The organism is Frondihabitans sp. PhB188 (assembly GCF_003752365.1).
Classification (GTDB): domain Bacteria; phylum Actinomycetota; class Actinomycetes; order Actinomycetales; family Microbacteriaceae; genus Frondihabitans.
Genome location: NZ_RJUO01000001.1, coordinates 318,350 through 335,682, shown reverse-complemented (window position 1 = coordinate 335,682; position 17,333 = coordinate 318,350). Strand labels below are relative to the sequence as shown.

The 17,333-nt window shown below is 69.7% G+C and carries 18 protein-coding genes; 4 read left to right on the top strand and 14 right to left on the bottom strand.

Annotated elements, in window-relative coordinates; translation table 11 throughout:
• Positions 1-30: 30 nt before the first annotated feature.
• The 3 genes from EDF46_RS01580 (at position 31) to EDF46_RS01570 (ending at position 1,633) form a co-directional block, all read left to right on the top strand.
• On the top strand, positions 31-813 hold the full coding sequence (locus tag EDF46_RS01580; protein WP_123504523.1) for an ABC transporter ATP-binding protein: 783 nt from the start codon (positions 31-33) through the stop codon (positions 811-813).
• Positions 814-1,266: an SUKH-4 family immunity protein gene (locus tag EDF46_RS01575; RefSeq protein WP_123504522.1), complete on the top strand. Its 453-nt coding sequence runs from the start codon at positions 814-816 to the stop codon at positions 1,264-1,266.
• A 115-nt stretch (positions 1,267-1,381) separates the two neighbouring features.
• Positions 1,382-1,633, top strand: a complete 252-nt coding sequence (locus tag EDF46_RS01570) for a type B 50S ribosomal protein L31 (protein ID WP_123504521.1) — start codon at positions 1,382-1,384, stop codon at positions 1,631-1,633.
• 194 nt (positions 1,634-1,827) lie between these two features.
• On the opposite strand, the gene EDF46_RS01565 is transcribed toward EDF46_RS01570, so the two are convergent.
• From EDF46_RS01565 to EDF46_RS01510, 12 genes are all read right to left on the bottom strand, one after another.
• Positions 1,828-2,661, bottom strand: coding sequence for an HAD family hydrolase (locus EDF46_RS01565; RefSeq protein WP_123504520.1), 834 nt, complete (start codon positions 2,659-2,661; stop codon positions 1,828-1,830).
• Positions 2,661-5,201 (bottom strand): phosphoribosyltransferase domain-containing protein, encoded by a 2,541-nt coding sequence (locus EDF46_RS01560; RefSeq protein ID WP_123504519.1) that lies wholly within the window; start codon positions 5,199-5,201, stop codon positions 2,661-2,663. The genes EDF46_RS01565 and EDF46_RS01560 overlap by 1 nt, the downstream gene beginning before the upstream one ends.
• Positions 5,198-6,361 carry an HpcH/HpaI aldolase/citrate lyase family protein gene (locus tag EDF46_RS01555; protein WP_123504518.1) on the bottom strand — a complete coding sequence of 388 codons (1,164 nt, stop codon included), beginning with the start codon at positions 6,359-6,361 and terminating at the stop codon, positions 5,198-5,200. The genes EDF46_RS01560 and EDF46_RS01555 overlap by 4 nt, the downstream gene beginning before the upstream one ends.
• Before the next feature lie 9 nt (positions 6,362-6,370).
• Positions 6,371-6,853, bottom strand: coding sequence for a hypothetical protein (locus tag EDF46_RS18245; protein ID WP_158614132.1), 483 nt, complete (start codon positions 6,851-6,853; stop codon positions 6,371-6,373).
• 304 nt (positions 6,854-7,157) lie between these two features.
• Entirely contained in the window at positions 7,158-7,709 is a 552-nt protein-coding gene (locus EDF46_RS01545; RefSeq protein ID WP_123504517.1) for a TerD family protein, read from the bottom strand.
• Positions 7,709-8,230 (bottom strand): hypothetical protein, encoded by a 522-nt coding sequence (locus EDF46_RS01540; protein ID WP_123504516.1) that lies wholly within the window; start codon positions 8,228-8,230, stop codon positions 7,709-7,711. Before EDF46_RS01540 ends, EDF46_RS01545 begins: the two co-directional genes overlap by 1 nt.
• Positions 8,231-8,268: 38 nt before the next feature.
• Complete coding sequence (locus tag EDF46_RS01535) at positions 8,269-9,501, bottom strand: toxic anion resistance protein (protein ID WP_123504515.1); 1,233 nt, start codon at positions 9,499-9,501, stop codon at positions 8,269-8,271.
• 41 nt (positions 9,502-9,542) lie between these two features.
• Positions 9,543-10,121 (bottom strand): TerD family protein, encoded by a 579-nt coding sequence (locus EDF46_RS01530; protein WP_123504514.1) that lies wholly within the window; start codon positions 10,119-10,121, stop codon positions 9,543-9,545.
• 91 nt (positions 10,122-10,212) lie between these two features.
• Entirely contained in the window at positions 10,213-10,794 is a 582-nt protein-coding gene (locus EDF46_RS01525; protein WP_123504513.1) for a TerD family protein, read from the bottom strand.
• Positions 10,795-10,825: 31 nt separating this feature from the next.
• The gene (locus EDF46_RS01520) at positions 10,826-11,416 is read right to left on the bottom strand and encodes a TerD family protein (protein WP_123504512.1); all 591 of its coding nucleotides are present in this window, start codon (positions 11,414-11,416) and stop codon (positions 10,826-10,828) included.
• 73 nt (positions 11,417-11,489) lie between these two features.
• Positions 11,490-12,620: a DUF475 domain-containing protein gene (locus EDF46_RS01515; protein ID WP_370454029.1), complete on the bottom strand. Its 1,131-nt coding sequence runs from the start codon at positions 12,618-12,620 to the stop codon at positions 11,490-11,492.
• Between the two features lie 103 nt (positions 12,621-12,723).
• On the bottom strand, positions 12,724-14,085 hold the full coding sequence (locus EDF46_RS01510; RefSeq protein ID WP_158614131.1) for an NtaA/DmoA family FMN-dependent monooxygenase: 1,362 nt from the start codon (positions 14,083-14,085) through the stop codon (positions 12,724-12,726).
• Between the two features lie 76 nt (positions 14,086-14,161).
• Between EDF46_RS01510 and EDF46_RS01505 the strand changes: the two genes are divergently transcribed.
• Positions 14,162-14,713, top strand: coding sequence for a helix-turn-helix domain-containing protein (locus EDF46_RS01505; protein ID WP_158614130.1), 552 nt, complete (start codon positions 14,162-14,164; stop codon positions 14,711-14,713).
• 48 nt (positions 14,714-14,761) lie between these two features.
• On the opposite strand, the gene EDF46_RS01500 is transcribed toward EDF46_RS01505, so the two are convergent.
• Complete coding sequence (locus tag EDF46_RS01500) at positions 14,762-15,487, bottom strand: 3'-5' exonuclease (RefSeq protein ID WP_123504508.1); 726 nt, start codon at positions 15,485-15,487, stop codon at positions 14,762-14,764.
• Between the two features lie 28 nt (positions 15,488-15,515).
• The gene (treS, locus tag EDF46_RS01495; RefSeq protein WP_123504507.1) at positions 15,516-17,297 is read right to left on the bottom strand and encodes a maltose alpha-D-glucosyltransferase; all 1,782 of its coding nucleotides are present in this window, start codon (positions 17,295-17,297) and stop codon (positions 15,516-15,518) included.
• Positions 17,298-17,333 lie beyond the last annotated feature (36 nt).

Below are 17,333 nucleotides of genomic sequence, written 5' to 3'. Positions count from 1 at the left end.
CTCCCACCTCGGTGGCCTAGAGTTCTAGCCATGCCCACCGTTCTGCAGCTCACCGATGTGTCCGTCGTCCGGGATGGCTCGCCGGTCGTCGACTCCGTCTCCTGGACCGTCGACTCCGACGAGCGCTGGGTGGTGCTCGGCCCCAACGGCGCCGGCAAGACCACCATCCTGCAGATCGCCGCAGCGCAGACGCACCCCTCCTCGGGGTCGGCCGAGATTCTCGGCGAAGACCTCGGCAAGAGCGACCTGTTCGACCTGCGCCCCCGGATCGGCTTCGCCTCGACCACACTGGCGCGCCGCATCCCGCCGAAAGAGACTGTCCTCGACGTCGTCCTGACCGCGGCCTACTCGGTGACCGGCCGCTGGAACGAGGAGTACGAGAACGTCGACGTCCGTCGTGCGCAGAGGGTCCTCGACGAGTGGAAGCTCGGCCACCTCGCCGACCGCACCTTCGGCGGCCTCTCCGACGGCGAGCAGAAGCGCGTGCAGATCGCCCGCTCGGTGATGACCGACCCCGAGCTGCTCCTGCTCGACGAGCCGGCCGCGTCGCTCGACCTCGGCGCCCGCGAAGAGCTCCTGCGCATGCTCGGCGGCTACGCCTCGAGCAAGGGCTCGCCCGCCATCATCATGGTGACCCACCACGTCGAAGAGATCCCTCAGGGCTTCACCCACGCGCTCCTGCTCGCCCAGGGCCGGATCGTCGCCTCCGGTCCCCTCGACGAGGTCGTCACGGGCACCGCCCTCAGCGACACGTTCGGCCTCGACCTCGCGGTGACCGAGAGCGACGGGCGCTTCACCGCTCGCGCGCACTAGGTGGTCTCCGATGCCCGGTTCGGGATCGAGCTCTACGAGGCCGACGACCGCGACCGAGCTCAGAGCGGCCGCATCGGCCACGTCTGGAGTCCCGACGCCGAGCTGATCGTGCGCGACGTCGATGGCACCGTGCGCATCGTCGACCCCAGCGGGGCCAACCCCCGGTTCGTCAACTCGTCGATCGCCTCACTCGAGGGCTTTCTCGAGGCGTTCCGCGTGTTCTACCTCGGCGACCGCCCGGCCGTGCCGGCGAAGATGACCGTCGATGAGGCGCGGGCCCGGCTCGCCGCCCTCCACCGCGGCGAGACCCTCGCCGACCCCGTCGCGGCCGCGCCGATCGCCCGGTCCGAGCGCCTTGCGACCCTGCGCCAGACCCTCGGGGCGCAGGATCCGCCCGCGGTCGCCGAGGGCACGTGGTGGGCGCGGATCCTGCGCCGCCCCGAGTTCGACTAGCAGCGCGGCGAGCCCCGCCCATCTGGTATCGTTGACAGCTGTTTGCGCCGTGCATTCGGCCGACATCCCGGGGCTGGCAAAAACCAGTCCGACCACAGACCTTTGAGGAACAGCCATGAAGACCGATACCCACCCCGCGTACAACCCCATCGTGTTCCGCGACCTTGCCTCGGGCGAGACGTTCCTCACGCGCTCCACCGCGACCAGCGACAAGACGATCGAGATCGACGGCGTCACGTACCCCGTCATCGACGTCGAGATCTCGTCGGCTTCGCACCCGTTCTACACGGGCAAGCAGCGCATCCTCGACTCGGCCGGTCGCGTCGAGAAGTTCAACCAGCGCTTCAAGAACTTCGGCAGCAAGTAACAGGAAGAACTTCGGCAGCAAGTAAGCCGCAGGCTCCTCCCGAAGGGCGTCGCACACTCGGTGTGCGGCGCCCTTCGGCGTTTCCGGAGGCGCGCGGCGGCCCGGGCACCACGATCGGGACTCGGCACCACCGCACGAAGCGGTGCGGAGTCCCGATCGTGGTGCGGCGGTGGTGCGGCGATGGCGCGGCGAGGCTACGGAGCGACGGGCGCGGCCACGACGGGAGCGTCGACCGCTGCGACGAGCCGCTCGACGATCTCCTGGCCGGCCATCACGCCGCGGGCGGCGGTGACCTCGAGGTGCGGGAGCGTGATCCCGGCGTCGTGCAGCTCGCCGTGCGCCGGCCGGATCGCCGCGTCGGCGTAGCGCAGCAGGTCGAGGTCGAGCAGCGAGTCGCCCGCGGCCACGACCCGATCAGCCCCGGTGCGCGCGGCGATCTCAGCGATTGCGGCGCTCTTCGTCAGCGGCGACGGCACCAGGTAGAGCTTGCGACCCTGAAGCGAGACGGTCCAGCCGCGGGCCTCGCACGCGTCGGTCAGTGCGGAGAGCTCGTCGGCAGGCAGGTTCGCCCGATCGATGATCGCGTAGACGAAGAGCTCTTCGGCATGGTTCAGGCGCAGGAACGCGGGGTGGTCGCCAGGTCGCGGAACGAGCGCCTCGATCTCGGCCAGCGGGGCACAGGCGTGCTCAAGCCGAGCCGCGACGGTCGCCGTCCAGTCGGCATCGGGCTCGCCGCGGTGCAGGATGACGCCGCCGTTCGTCGTGACCGCCCAGTCGTGGGGGGCACGGGGGAGACGCACCCGGCGGTACTGAGCCACCGTGCGCGTGGTGACCGGGACGAAGACGCCGCGCTCCGCCAGCCGCTCCAAGCCGTCTTCGGCGTCCCGTGTGAGGTACGACAGCGGCGCGCCGTTGTACACCTCGGCCACCGTCAGCAGCGGTGCCTCGGCGTCCGTGCCGTCGAGCATCAGGGCTCCTGCCGAGTAGATCAGCGTGCGGTCGAGGTCGGAGGCGACGATCGCGGGCATCAGACGCTGCCCTGCGCGGCGTCCTGCTCGCCATCGGCCAGCGGCTTGATCAGCCCGACGCAGCTGTAGGGCAGGTCGTCGACCTCGACGACGTCGACGCCGCGCTGGCGCGCCAGGAGGAGCACGTGCGCGACGTCGCTGAGGGCATCGGGTCGCACGAGGATCTTCCAGGGCACTCGGCGCAGCAGCACCCGGGTGGTCTCCCCGACGCCGGGCTTCACGAGGTTGACGTCGTCGAGGCCGTACTCGCGCTGCAGCCGCTCGACGGCGGCCCAGCCCTCCCACGTCGGGGTGCGGTCGGTCGAGACCAGCTCGGCGGCGGCCGCCTCGGCGTCGGCGCGCACGGACTCGAAGTGCGACTCGACCGCGTCGAGGAAGGCGCGCGACACGTCGCTTCCGGCCAGCTCAGAGTAGAACTTCGCGCCGTGGAACTCCCCGGGGGCGATGAGCTTCTCGCTGTAGACCGTCCGTGAGACGAGGCCCGACACAGTCGAGTTGAGGCAGGCCGACGGGATCAGGTAGTCGTCGCGCGTGCCGAAGGTACGGACGCAGTGGCCGGGGTCGGCCAGAACGACGAGGTCGTCCGAGAAGCGGACTCCGGTATCGGCCGCGTGCTGGTCGAGCGCGGCGGTGAGCTCGCGGGCGATAGCGCCCTTGCCGGTCCAGCCGTCGACGAAGACGACGTCGGCGGGGTCGTGGCGCTCGGCCAGCCAGGCGAGGGCGGTCGTGTCGATGCCGACGCCGCGCACGATGCTCATCGTGTAGTGGAAGGGAGCACGGTGAGGAGAGTCGGCGCCGTGCGTCCGCGCGATCCAGCGCCGCATCAGGATCCCGATGGGCGTGCCGGCTCGTGCCAGCGACACGAGCACCGGTGGCCGCTCGCGCCCGTCCATGACCAGCTCGGCCGCGACTCCGACGGCGAGGGCGACACGCGCCGCCGAGCGATCGAGAGCCTCGGCGTAGAGCCGCTGGTAGTCGTCGCTCGGCACGTACTCCTGCGGCAGCGACTCGGCGTAGTGCGCCCGACCCGATTGGATGGCCGCCTCGCGGTCGGCGGCGGGGGCCTCGAGCGCGACGCCGCCGAGGTCCTGCAGCAGCCAGCCGACCTCGTCGGGCTCGTACGAGCCGAACGCGGGGCCGCGAAGGGGCTCGAGGGGCATCGACTCGTTCACGGTGTCGCCTTCCACGGTCGCCACGACGACCTCGTCGGCCCGGGCTCTCAGAGCTTCGAGCGGGCCGCCCTGCCGCGACAGCGCATCCAGGGTCGTGCCGGGCTCGGGCATCAGGACGATCCTGTCGAAGCGCTCCCCGCCAGCGGTCAGGTTGTACGCGAAGCGCGGGCCCGGCCCGTCGATGGTGCGGTCGTGCGACGCGAAGCGGGCTGCCGAGCGGATGGCGTACTGCGGGTCGTCCACCGGCGCGATCGGAGACCGGGTGGTCGACGAGAACAGCACGCCCGGCTGGAGCTGATCGAGAGCGGCTGCGACCTGGACGGGGAACGCCATGTTCTCCTCGGTGGCGAGCACGAGAGTGCGCGCGGCGGGCAGCTCGGCGAGCCGCGCGGCGAGCGAGGCGGCGGCCTCTCGCGATGGTGCGACGCGGAGGGCCGCGGGGGAGCCCGCGCGGTCCGACGGCACGCTCGCCGAGATGCTGACACGCGCGACATCCGCGAGTGCGCGGGGCGTCGCTGCCGGGGCGACGTCGCCGACGTGCTCGGAGGCTGCGGCAGCGAACCCCTCCGGCAGGTGGATCGAGCCGGCGCCGAGCGAGACGACGTCGACGGCGACCCCGAGCTCCGCGGCCAGGACGTCGAAGCGGGCGCGGTCGGCGTCGCCGCGCAGGTCGACGAGAGCCGCCACGACATAGCGCGACTGCGGCTCGAGCGCGTGGAGGGCGCGCACGGTGTTGATTGCAGTGGTGCCGGTGCTGAACTCGTCGTCGACGAGCACGACCGTGCCCCGCGGCTTCAGCCAGTCGGCGGCGCTCGGCACGAGGCGGTGGCCCGTGGCGTGAGAGTGCTCCTCCTCGAAACCGGCCACCGGCTCGAGACCGGGCACGGCGCGGCGGGTCGAGTGCAGGTAGTAGGCGCCCAGCTGGTCGGCCACGAGCCGCCCGAGGCCGGTGGCGGTCTCGGCATAGCCCAGAGTGGTCACGGCGGGGTGCAGGAACTCGAGGCGGTGCAGACGGTCACGGAGGCTCCAGAGGTCGGTTCCTGCCCCGGTCAGCTCGTCGGCCAGGTCGCGTGCCAGCCCGGCCCGAGCGGCGGCGTCGCGCCCCTCCAGCCGGTCGGCGACCAGCACGCCGAGCAGCGCTCCCGCCGACTCGACGAGCAGGGGCGGCGTCGGCACGTGCTTCGCCAGGACCGTCGAGACGAGCAGGTGAGCGCGGCGAGGGTTGCGGCGGAGCGCCAGCCCGACGAGCGCCTCGACGGGGACCAGGCTGCGGACGGGGTCGGACTCGATGCGGGCTCCGAGGCGGTCGGCGACCCAGCCGCCCGTCCAGACGGGGTCGACGCTCGGGGCGCCGGCAGCGGCGGTCACAGCATGCTCACTTCGAGGAAGTCGACGAACGTCGCGTCGGCAGCGGCCACGCCGAACGCGTCGGCGCGCTGAAGGGTCTTCTCGGCCCACATCTGGTGCGGCTTCATCTCGTTCATCTTGTTGCGCGACGGGGACGCGGCGACACCGCCGGCCCCGGGCTGGGTGATCGCCGTGGCATCGAGATACTCCTCGTGGCTGATGACGCTCAGCGCGTGGACGAGCGCGACGTGGGTCGGGTGGATCACCGTCTTGCCGAGGAGGCCGTTGGCGTGGTCGAGCGTGATCTCACGGAGAAGGCCGTCGAAGTTGCGGACGAGCAGCTCCCGGCGGAGAGCCTCCTCGTTGGCCTCCGTGAACGGCGTGAGGCGCAGCTGCGGACGAAGGAGGCGCTCGGTGTCGGCGTAGTGCTCCCACACCGGCCCCGTGATCACGAAGCCGTCGGAGCCTCGACCGAGCACGTTGACGATGTCGCCGATGACCGCGGCCACCACCTGGACGTCGTAGATCGTCAGGTCTCGGCCACGCCGGAGCCCGAAGACGCTGGACAGATCGGTCGTGCCGATGCGGACGGCCAGGACGTCGTCGCGGTTGTCGAGGAGCACGCGGGCGATCTCGGAGAGCACCTGCGTGCGCGTCTCGGCGTGGATCATCGCGGGGGATTCGAGGATCGGCATGAGCCGCAGCCGGTGGTCGGGGACGAGCCCGCGGTCCGTCACCTCGTGGAGCGCGTCGAAGAACCGCTGGCCGTAGCCGTCGTCGTTGCGGAATTTGGGCACGACGAAGCCTGCCAGGACGCTCAGCGCCGCACCCGCGCGCTCGGCCAGCAGCAGGATCTGCTCGGGGGTGCGGACGCGGACGAACAGCAGCGGGAGCTCGCCGCAGCCGTGCAGCTCGACCAGTGTCGCTGCGACGTTGTCTTCGGCGGCGGGAACGGCCGAGTCGGCGATGCTGTCCTCGAGGCACAGCACCATGCTGACGGCGCCCTTCTTCGACTGCTTGATCACCGACGCGGCGAGCTCGGGACGATCGCCCGGCGTGTACAGCGTCGCGCCCAGCGCGGTGGCCAGCAGTCTCGGATCAGAGGAGTGGTGAAGGTCGACCGGCGGTGTGTGGAAGAGGCGGGTCCTGTCGTCGTCGCTCAGGAAGGCGAAATGGCGCATCCCTGATTCTCAACCATTGCCGCTGTGAAAGTCGAAGCGGCGTGTCAGCTCGAAGCCGAACTCCGCGTGAACTTCTGGCGACGCGGCCGCCGTCGCCACCCGGATCTCGACCAGGCCGTCGATCACGAGGACCAGCACGACAACGGGGCCCGGCCCGTCGCCGGTCGCGGTGATCGTCGTCCCGTCGAAGAGTCGGACGCCCAGGCTTCCCGCGGGTGCCCCGACGAAGAGGGCGCGGCGCAGCTCGCGCACGTGCCGCAGCGTGACCACGGCCAGTCGGCCGTCGAACCCGACGAGCGGCCGGTTGCCCGACGTCGCGACGACGGTGCCGACCACATCGCCGGCCGGGGTCTCTGAGCCCGACACCCCGGTGACGGACTCCCACACGGCCGTCTCGACGCCGTCGACGAGGAGGCTGCCGATCGAGGAGCGCAGCACGTCGAGGCGGACGACGGGGTTCTCGGCGTCGAGCTCGGCGAGGCGCGACGGCATCGGGGCAGGGAAGAGGCGGGCGCCGGGGGCGGGAGCGGGTGTCCGCAGCGGGCCGCGGGCGGGCGCGGCCGGCTGGGCGGGCGGCGGCGAGGCTTTCGGCGTCGGGACGGGCGGCGTCGGTGCTGTTGGCGTCGGGGCGGGCGGCGTCGGGGCTGTCGGCGCGAGCGAGAGGCCGGCAGACGGCGCGGACACGGGCCGGACGGCAGGGGGGCCCGCGGGAGCGCTCGTCGAAGCCGAGCGAGGTGGGACCCTCCGCTTCAAGAACGGCAGGTCTGTGCGGACGACGGGCATACGACGGCCGCCGTCAGACCGTCACGGCGAAGTCGTCGGCGACGCCCTTCAGCCCGGTCGTGTAGCCCTGGCCGAGGGCGCGGAACTTCCATTCGTCGCGATGGCGGTAGAGCTCGCCGAAGATCATCGCGTTGATCGAGCGGTTCTCGATGCTGTTCAGGTCGAAGCGCACGAGCTCGGAGCCGTCGGGCCTCGCCACGCGGATGTGAGCCGAGCGCACGGCCGAGAAGGTGCCCGGGCCGCGCACGTCGGGGTCGACGTAGACGATGAAGACGATGCGCGACACCGTGGCCGGCACGGAGATCAGGTCGACGTCGATCTGCTCGTCGTCGTCGCCGCCGATGAAGGCCACCGATGCATCCTGCGACTGGATCTGGTTGAAGTAGACGAGGTGCTCGTTCGACAGCGCCTTGCCGTCGGATCCGACGAGGAGCGCCATCGGGGTGATCTCGGACTGCGGGCCGCGCGACGGGATGACGTCCCAGCCGAGCCCGACGAGCACCTGATCCAGGCCGGGGTTCTCGGCGGTGAGAGAGGCGTTGCCGCCGGCGACGATGCCTGCCATCAGACCGTCCCCGCGTCTGCCGGACGCTGGAGGGTCAGCTCGGGAGACACCTCGTCGAACTTTGAGGCGAGGAAGCGCCCGTGCGTCGACAGCTCGGCGATGGCGTGCGTGCGGATCTGGTTGAGGAGGTCGCGGATGGTCTCCTCGAGCAGCCGGAGCTGGTCGACGAGGATTCCGGTCGCGCGCGTGGACTGCTGGCGGTCGGCCTCCGGGAGGCTCAGGTAGCCGCGCACGGGCGTCGGCAGGTAGTCGCGGACCATGGCGTCGAGCAGGTAGCGCTGCTCGGTCGATGCGTCCTCCGCGACAGCGGCCTGCACCACGACATGGAGGAGGTCGTCGATCTGACCGAGCTGCGATGAGACGAGCGTCGGCAGGTCGCGCCCCGAGCGTCGGACGAAGACCCGGAACTCGTCCAGGGCTCGAGCCGTCTGCTCGGCCTCGGACTCGACGGCCGCGGGCGGCCTCGCATCGTCGACGGGCACCGCGGGGCGACCGAAGATGGACTCGACGAATCGGCGCATCGGCGGTGACTTCTTTCTGGAGGAGGGGGAGGAGCAGGTCAGGAGCGGCCGATGGCGCTCTGAGTGCTCTGCTCGGTTCCTTCGCTCTGACGGCTGCGCTCGAGGTAGGGACGCGCCTTCTGGATACCGGTCTCGAGCGCCTGGACGGTGCCCTCCATGTTCTTCGCCGCCTGGGCGCGGAACGTGTCGATCGAGTCCATGGTGGCGAAGACGTTGTCGAACGCCTTCTGCAGGGTCTCGACGCTGACGCCGGAGCTCGCCGCCTGCTCGTGGATGCGAGTGGTCTGATCGCGCAGCATCTCGCTGGTCTGCAGGATCATGTTGTTCGTGGTCGTGTTGATGGCGTCGATCTGATCGAGCACCATCTTCTGGTTGGCGAGGGCCTGAGCGACGATGACGGCCGTGCGGAGCGCCGCAATGGTGGTGGTACGCGCCCGGTCGACGCCCTTGATCAGCTCGACGTTGTTCTTGCGGATGAGGTCCATCGCCAGATAGCCCTGCACCGAGACCGCGAGCTGCGTCAGGATGTCCTGGTGACGCTGGCGGACGGCGAACAGCACGTCGGACTCCAGCTTCGACGCCTCGTCGATCTTGCCCGACGAACGCAGCTGGTCGATCTTCTCGACGGTCGCCGCATCGAGCGCCTTCGCGAAGACGGCGTACTCGCTGAGCTGCTGCATGGTCTCCCACAGCTGCACCTTCTCACCCGCGAGCGACGCGTTGTCTTTCAGAAGCTCGTCCTGACCCGACATCAGCGACTTGATGATCGCGTCGAGCTGCGTCTGCGCCGACTCGTACTTCTGGAAGTACTTGGCCAGCTTGTTGCCGCCCGGGATGAACCCCAGTATCTTGCGCCCGACGCCCAGGTCGGCCTGGTTCGGCGTGAGGTCTTCGACCGTCGACCGGAGCTGGCCGAGCGTGCTCGCCACCTTGACCTGCGAGCTGTTGCCGCCGCGCTTCGCCCCGGCCACCGACGTGGAGCTGCGCTCGAGCATGCGCGACGAGAAGTTGCTCGAGGTCGACATCTCCGTGCCGGCGATGGCCGAGATGCCCTCGACCTTCGTCGTGAACTCCGGGCTGCGAGCGTCGAGCGAGGAGACCTCGTCGACAAACTCCCGAGCCTGGCGCTGGATCTCGGCCTGACGGTCCGCGGGGACCGGCACCATGCCGGGGGCGTCGTCGGCCTGCACGATCTCGGGCGCGTCGGGAGCGCGCAGGACGAGGTCGGCGCCCTGGTCGGACGAGTCGGGGGGAGTCAGGGGAGTGGCCATGCTTGATCCTCGCAGAAAGGGTGGTGGTGGGCTATGCGCTATCAGCCGAAGGAGACGCCGAAGTCGCCGGCGATGCCGGCGAGGCCGGTGGTGTAGCCCTGGCCGACGGCCTTGAACTTCCATTCTTCGCCGTTGCGGTACACCTCGGCGAAGACCATGGCGGTCTCGGGCGCGGCGTCCTCGCTGAGGTCGAAGCGGACAATCTCGGTGCCGTCCTGGTCGACGACGCGGCAGTACGCCGCGCGGACCTGGCCGAAGTTCTGACGGCGCTCGTCGGCCTTGTCGATCGACACGGCGATGACGACGCGCTCGACGTCGGACTCGACGCTGCGAAGATCGACGGAGATCTGCTCGTCGTCGCCGTCGCCGTCACCGGTGCGGTTGTCGCCGAGGTGGACGACCGAGCCGTTCGCCGACTGCTTCTGGTTGTAGAAGATGAAGTCGGCCGACGAGCGGACCTTCCCGGAGGCGCTGACGAGGAGCGCCGAGGCGTCGAGGTCGAACGCCTCGCCCGAGGTGGTGCGGGGGTCCCAGCCCAGGCCGACGGTCGCGATGGTGAGGCCGGGGCTGGTCTTGGTGAGGGAGAGGTTGTTGCCCTTTTCGAGGGTGAGTCCTGCCATGGGATGCTCCTGAGTCGTGTCGGGGATCGGGTGTCGGGTGTCGGGTCGGGGATCGGGTGTCGGGTCGTACGGGGTCGGGTGGAGGGGGTCGTCAGTCGAGGACGATGCCGAAGTCGGTGGCGATTCCGCGCAGCCCGGTCACGTAACCCTGGCCCACGGCCCTGAACTTCCACTCCGCGCCGTTGCGGTAGATCTCGGAGAAGATCATGGCGGTCTCGGCAGCGGCGTCTTCGCTGAGGTCGTAGCGGACGATCTCGGAGCCGGTGTCCTCGTTGACGACGCGGCAGAACGCGTCGCGCACCTGGCCGAAGTTCTGGCCGCGTACGTCGCCCTGATCGATGGTGACGGTGATCACGATGCGCTGCACATCGGCCTCGACCAGGCTGAGGTCGATGAGGATCTGCTCATCGTCGCCGTCGCCCTCGCCGGTGCGGTTGTCGCCCTGATGCACGACCGAGCCGTTCGGCGTCTGCAGCTGGTTGTAGAAAATGAAGTCGTCGTTCGACCGCACCTTGCCGTTCGCGCCGATCAGGAGCGCCGACGCGTCCAGGTCGAAGTCGGTGCCGCTGGTCGTCCGGGGATCCCAGCCAAGACCGACCATCGCGCGGGTGAGGCCGGGGTCGGCCTTCGTGAGCGAGAGGTTGTTGCCCTTGGTCAGAGACAGGCTTGCCATCGTGTTGCCTTTCTACGTGTGCGGGTGAGGTTCAGAGTGCCTGGGCGGCCGGATCGACGAGGTCGAGCACCGAACGGCCGGTAGCGCGGTTGCCGATGGCCGTGAACGCCCAGCCGGAGCCCTCGCGCGACACCTTCGCCATGATCATGGCGGTGTGCGTTCCGGCGTCGGTCAGCTCGTACCGGGCGACCTCGGGGGTGCCGGCGGTGGAGTCGTCGACGAGGCGGCAGAAGGCGTTCTCGACCTGATCGAAGGTCTGGCCGCTGTAGCTCGAGATCACGAACACGATCTGCGCGACGGCGGGAGAGACGGCGGACAGGTCGACGAGGATGACCTCGTCGTCGCCGTCGCCGGCGCCGGTCAGGTTGTCGCCGGTGTGCTTCGCCGAGCCGTCCTTGCTGGCGAGCTGCTTGAACCAGACCTTGTCGAGGAGCTGGCCCTGGGCGTCGAAGAAGATCGCCGAGGCGTCGAGGTCGACCTCGGCCGCCTTGCCGCGACCGAAGAGGCCGCGCTTCACCGGCGCGGCGCTGTCCCAGCCGAGGCCCATGCGGACCTTGCTCAGCGCGCCGCCGTCGTTCTTGGTCAGCGACAGCGTCTGTCCTTTGGAGAGGCTCAGGCCCATGGGTGGATCTCCTTTGATTTCGGTGCTTCGGTTTCGAGGCTTCGGTGCAGGGTGATGCTGTCGGTTCGCCGTGTCAGGCGGAGACCGACTCGGGGATCGTCGGCGCCTCTGCCGCGATGCGGCGGTTGCGCATGATGGAGGTGATGAAGGCGGCCAGGATGAAGAGCACGCCCACCAGGCCGGTGACTACCTCGCTCACCTCGGTCGTGATGGTGACGAGCAGGATCACGGACAGCGCGCCGATCGCCCAGTGCGCGCCGTGGTCGAGGTAGACGAACTCATCCAGCGTGCCCTGGCGGACCAGGAACACCGTCAGCGACCGGACGAAGATCGCGCCGATGAGGCCGAGGCCGAGCGCGATGATGATCGGGTCGGAGGTGATAGCGAACGCGCCGATGACGCCGTCGAACGAGAACGAGGCGTCGATGACCTCGAGGTAGAGGAAGAGCAGGAACGCGGCCTTGCCGACGACCTTGCCGAGCTCCCGGTTGCCGCCGCCGACGCGGCCGGCGCGCTTCTCGATCGACTCGGCGTCGAGCTCGCCCTCGCCGTTCTCCTCCTCGACGTCGTCGTCGCCGACATCGAAAAGGTCGCCGAGGCCGTTGACCAGGAAGTACAGGATCATGCCCGCGATGCCCGCTATCAGCACGATCGTCTGCTTGTCGCCGGCGGCGAGCGATGCGAGCACGAGGGCCGCGAGGCCGACGATGACGGAGGCGGCGTTGATGCTGCCGATCTTCGCCAGGGGCTTCTCGAGGAAGCCGATCCAGCGGATCTCGCGCTCTTCGAACATGAAGTCGAGGAAGATCATCAGCAGGAAGATGCCGCCGAACGCTGCGATCTGCGGGTGCGCGTCGTGGAGGATGTATGCGTAGGTGCCGGGTGTGTCGATCGGACCCTTCTCGAGCGCGAGCTGAACGGCCTCGACCGGGTTGAGGCCCGATGTCACCGACACGATGATCAGCGGGAACAGGATCCGCATGCCGAGGACGGCGATGAGGATGCCGACCGTCAGGAAGATGCGCTGCCAGAACGGGCTCATCCTCTCGAGGATGCGAGCGTTTACGACCGCGTTGTCGAAGCTGAGGCTGATCTCCAGGACGCCCAGGATGGCGGCGACGGCGAGACCGGCAGGGCCGCCGTAGGCGAGTGCGATGCCGAGGGCGATGACGGTGATCACCATGGACCACCCGAACGTCTTCAAGAACAAGGCTGCGAAGCCCCCCAGGTCTGTCGATGCACGGGACGACTGTCGCCCCGTGCATCGATATTACAGATGCCTTCCTGTGCGGTGCTGTGGAGTCGGTTCAACGGCGCCGGTGAGTCGCCCCCGGGTGGCTGTCGGGAAGCCGGTCGCCGGCTCCGAGCAGGCGGTCGCGCATCGTGCCGCCGCGCGGGGTCTCGGGAAGGAGCCCTCGCTGTCGGAGCACGGGCATGACCGTGTCGATGAAGTCGCGGTAGGTGTCCATGCCGCCGTAGGTGTACTCGATCAGGAAGCCGTCGACGTCGGCCACCTCGACGAAGCGCTGCATCTCGTCGGCGATCTGCTCGGGCGTGCCGGTCAGGCGCGGGCCGCCGATCGACGTGGTGATGCGGTCGAGGATCTCGGCCACCGTCGGGCTCTCCTCGCCGCGCTGGAACATGCCCAGCATCGACTGGCCGACCTCGGTCGTGACCTCGGCGAGCGTCTGGTCGAGGTCGAACTTCATCAGGTCGACGCCGCTCCAGCCCATGAAGAGCGCCGCGGCCGCCTCTCGCGAGGGCGTCGAGTCGAGCATGGCGCGAGCCGCGAGGGCCTCCTCCTCGGTGTCGGCGACGACGATCGAGACGGCGTCCATGATGCGGACCGAGTCGGCCGAGCGGCCGTTCGCGACGGCGCGGGCCCGGAGGTCGCGCACCGTCGCCGCGGCCTGGTCGATGTCGCGGTCCTGGATGAACACGCACTCGGCGAAGCGGCCAGCGAAGGCGCGCCCGGCCGACGAGGTGCCCGCCTGGAGCAGGAGCGGCGTCCGCTGCACCGACGGGGTCGCCGGATAGTAGCCGTCGAGGTGGAAGTACTCGCCGTCGTGCCTGATCCGGTGCACCTTGGCGGGATCGGCGAAGGTCCGCGTGGCCTTGTCGTTCACGATCGCGTCATCCTCCCAGGCCCCCTCCCAGAGCTTGAAAGAGAGATCCAGGAACTCCGTGGCCCGACGGTACCTCTCGTCGTGAGGGGTCACCTCCCGCTGGCCCAGCAGCTTGACCAGCCCGACCTGGTTGTCGCTCGTGACGACGTTCCACGCCACGCGCCCCTTCGTGAGGTGATCGAGCGTCGTGAAGGCGCGGGCGTTGAGGTACGGCTGCTGCGCCGTCGTCGACGCCGTGACGACGAAGCCCAGCCGGTCGACGGTGGCCGCGAGTCCGGACACGATGGTCATGGGATCGTGGACGGGAAACTGGACGGCCTCGCGGATCACGACCTCCGGCACGTCGTCCCCGCTCATCGGGTAGCCGATCGCCTCGGCGAAGAACAGGAAGTCGAAGCCGGCCGCGTCCAGCTCTCGCGCCATCTCCTGCCAGTACTCGAGCGTGGCGAAGCCGCTCGTGTCGCCCTTCTCGTGGTGCCAGGCGTTGCTGATGAAGTTGGGGGTCAGCTCCTCGAAGGCGCCGAGGAAGATCTGCTTGGTCACGGGGGCTCCTGCCGGGTCGTGCGGGTTGATAACAAAGAGTTATCACATTCGACCGGCGAGGCGCTACGGTCGAGGCATGGGAACTCCCGACGAGCTGCAGGCCGAGATCGGCCAGGCCGTCCGCGCCGAGCGGACCCGGCGCGGTTGGAGCATGCGCGAGCTCGCCGGGCGCGCCGGGGTGTCGCAGCCGTTCCTGTCGAATGTCGAGAACGCTCGGATCTACCCGAGCGTGCCGACCCTGTACGCGCTGGCCTCGGCGCTCGAGGTGCAGCCCTCCGATCTGCTGCCCGGCACCTACCCGCGCCACGCGCCGCTGCACCTCCCCGCGAGCGAAGGCTCGACGGGGTCGGCCCGGCTCATCGCCGGTGGGCCCGGCTCCGCCCTCGAGTCGTATCTCTTCGAACTCGCCCCGGGGCACGTCGACGAGCCGGCGTACGCGCACGAGGGCGAGGACGTCGTTCACGTGATCGAGGGGACGCTCGACGTCACCGTCGGCGAGGACGCGCCGGTGCGCCTCGTCGCAGGGGAGTCCTTCTGGCACGAGGCGACCGCGCCGCACGCCTGGCGGGTGCCGGACGACGCGCCCGCCGTGACACGCGTGCTGCTCGTCAGCGGCGGGAAAGGCTGACGGCGCAGAGCCGGACGTACGCTACGGCCGCGCAGGGCCGGACACGCGCTACGGCCGCGCAGGCCAGTCGCCCGACGCGATGAACGTCGGGTCTTTGCGCCGCATGTACTCCTGGAAGCTCGCTGCCTGGTCGGCGCACCAGCCCACCTGAAGCGTGTGGAGGTCGGGGGCGGGGACGTCGAGCGTGTCGAGGTGGCGGCGAGCCATCGCCTGAGCGACGCGGCCGGCGGCGATCGCATCGGCTCCGGCGTCGTGGGCGTCGGTGAGGACGACGTCGTAGTACGCGGCGGCGGCCTCGAGCGTCCGCTTGCCCTTGCGGTACCTGTCGACGGCCTTGTCGATGACGAGCGGGTCGATGACGCAGGCGCCCGCGGCGAGCGCGTCGGCCAGCGGCTCGAGGCCGTGGCGCTTGGCCTCGCGGTCGAGCACGGTGAGGTCGTAGGGGGCGTTGTAGATGACGAGCGGCACGCCTCGCTCGAAGACGGCGCGCAGGGCGGCGATGATCTCGGCCACGACCTCGACGGCAGGCCGCCCCTCGGCCCGGGCGCGCTCGGTGGTGACGCCGTGCACGGCTGCGGCCTGCTCGGGGATCTCGACACCGGGGTCGGCGATCCACTCGCCATGGGCGATGGACTCGCCCGTGGAGTCGATGATGCCGACGTGCGCGGTCACGATGCGGGCGGTCTCGACGTCGATACCCGTGGTCTCGAGGTCGAACACGCCGAGGCCGTCCCACCAGCGGACGGGGACGGGGCCGACTGCAGCTTCACTCACACGGACAGCCTACGAGAGGCCGCCGACATCACTCGCCAGGGGCGACCGGGGTCGTGGGCTCCGAGGTCGACGACACCGGGATCGACGACGGCGGCAGCGCGGGAACGGGTGCCGGCCCGACGTGCAGCCAGAAGAAGGCCTGCGTGCCGAGCGTCAGCGTGACGTTGCCCTCCGCGTCGAAGCTCGGGAACGCCCCGCCCGCGAACAGGTCGGTGAGGGTCCGGCCGGCCAGCTCGGGAGCGGAGACGGTGACGGACACCGGGTTGTGCGCGAACGAGAACACGCACAGCACCTCCTCGGCGGCGTCGCCGAAGTCGGTGCCCGACCCCTGGTACGAGCGGACGAAGGCGAGAGTCGACCCGTGGTTCGTGCCGAGCACCTCCATGGTGCCGAGCCCGAACGTGGGATGGGCCTTGCGCACGTGGATGACGTTGCGGATCCAGTGCAGCAGGGAGCGCGACTGAGCCAGCTGGCTCTCGACGTTCACCAGCGAGTAGTTGTACACGAGCGACTGGACGACCGGCAGGTACAGCTTGCCCGGGTCGGCCGTCGAGAAGCCGGCGTTGCGGTCGGGCGTCCACTGCATCGGCGTGCGCGACGCGTCGCGGTCGTTGAGCCAGATGTTGTCGCCCATGCCGATTTCGTCGCCGTAATACAGGAACGGCGAGCCCTTCAGGGCGAAGAGGAGCGCGTGGGCGAGCTCCAGCTCGGCGCGCGAGTTGTCGAGAAGCGGCGCCAGGCGCCGGCGGATGCCGATGTTCGATCGCATCCGCGGGTCGTAGGCGTACCAGCCGTACATGGCCTGGCGGTACTCCTCGCTGACCATCTCGAGCGTGAGCTCGTCGTGGTTGCGGAGGAACACCCCCCACCCCGCGCTCTCGGGAACGTCGGTCGTCTCGGACAGGATCCGCTTGAGCTCGCCGGCGTCCTGCGAGCGCAGCGAGTAGAAGATGCGCGGCATGACCGGGAAGTCGAACGCCATGTGGCACTCGGGCTCGTCGTCGGTGCCGAAGAACGCCGCCACCTCGCGGGGCCACTGGTTGGCCTCGGCGATCATGATGCGGCCGGGGTACTCCTCGTCGACCATCGTGCGGAGCCTCTTGACGAACTCGTGGGTCGAGGGCTCGCCCTCGCCGTTGCCGTCGTCGGACTGGTAGAGGTACGGGATCGCGTCCAGGCGGATCCCGTCGACGCCGAGATCGAGCCAGTGCCGGATCACGTCGTAGACGGCCTCGTGCACCTTCGGGTTCTCGAAGTTGAGGTCGGGCTGGTGCGAGAAGAACCGGTGGAAGAAGAACTGGCGGCGCACGGGGTCGAACGTCCAGTTGCTCTCCTCGGTGTCGACGAAGATGATGCGGATGTTCTCGTACTTCTCGTCGGTGTCGCTCCACGTGTAGAAGTCGCCGTACGGGCCGTCGGGGTCTTCGCGCGACTGCTTGAACCACTCGTGCTGGTCGGACGTGTGGTTGATCACCATGTCGATGACGATGCGCATGTTGCGCTCGTGGGCCTTGGTGACGAGGTCGCGGAACTCGTCGAGGGTTCCGAACTCGGGGAGGATCGCCTTGTAGTCCGAGATGTCGTAGCCGCCGTCGCGCAGGGGCGACTGGAAGAACGGCGGCATCCAGAGGCAGTCGATGCCGAGCCACTGCAGGTAGTCGAGCCGCGACGAGAGCCCGGCGATGTCGCCCGCCCCGTCGCCGTTGCTGTCGACGAACGAGCGGACCATGACCTCGTAGAACACGCTCCGCCGATACCACTGCGGGTCGAGGGTGAGTCCGGGCGTCTGGATGGGGGCAGTGAAGCTCACCGTTCTCCTTCGATCGCTAGCCGGCGCGGGCCCCGG

What these genes read in the sequence shown, in the direction of transcription:
- EDF46_RS01505 (WP_158614130.1), top strand. Translation starts at nt 14,162, where the DNA reads ATGGGAACTCCCGACGAGCTGCAGGCCGAGATCGGCCAGGCCGTCCGC.
- EDF46_RS01535 (WP_123504515.1), bottom strand. Translation starts at nt 9,501, where the DNA reads ATGGCCACTCCCCTGACTCCCCCCGACTCGTCCGACCAGGGCGCCGAC.
- EDF46_RS01555 (WP_123504518.1), bottom strand. Translation starts at nt 6,361, where the DNA reads ATGCGCCATTTCGCCTTCCTGAGCGACGACGACAGGACCCGCCTCTTC.
- EDF46_RS01580 (WP_123504523.1), top strand. Translation starts at nt 31, where the DNA reads ATGCCCACCGTTCTGCAGCTCACCGATGTGTCCGTCGTCCGGGATGGC.
- EDF46_RS01530 (WP_123504514.1), bottom strand. Translation starts at nt 10,121, where the DNA reads ATGGCAGGACTCACCCTCGAAAAGGGCAACAACCTCTCCCTCACCAAG.
- EDF46_RS01520 (WP_123504512.1), bottom strand. Translation starts at nt 11,416, where the DNA reads ATGGGCCTGAGCCTCTCCAAAGGACAGACGCTGTCGCTGACCAAGAAC.
- EDF46_RS01565 (WP_123504520.1), bottom strand. Translation starts at nt 2,661, where the DNA reads ATGCCCGCGATCGTCGCCTCCGACCTCGACCGCACGCTGATCTACTCG.
- EDF46_RS01570 (WP_123504521.1), top strand. Translation starts at nt 1,382, where the DNA reads ATGAAGACCGATACCCACCCCGCGTACAACCCCATCGTGTTCCGCGAC.
- EDF46_RS01540 (WP_123504516.1), bottom strand. Translation starts at nt 8,230, where the DNA reads ATGCGCCGATTCGTCGAGTCCATCTTCGGTCGCCCCGCGGTGCCCGTC.
- EDF46_RS18245 (WP_158614132.1), bottom strand. Translation starts at nt 6,853, where the DNA reads ATGCCGTCGCGCCTCGCCGAGCTCGACGCCGAGAACCCCGTCGTCCGC.
- EDF46_RS01545 (WP_123504517.1), bottom strand. Translation starts at nt 7,709, where the DNA reads ATGGCAGGCATCGTCGCCGGCGGCAACGCCTCTCTCACCGCCGAGAAC.
- EDF46_RS01525 (WP_123504513.1), bottom strand. Translation starts at nt 10,794, where the DNA reads ATGGCAAGCCTGTCTCTGACCAAGGGCAACAACCTCTCGCTCACGAAG.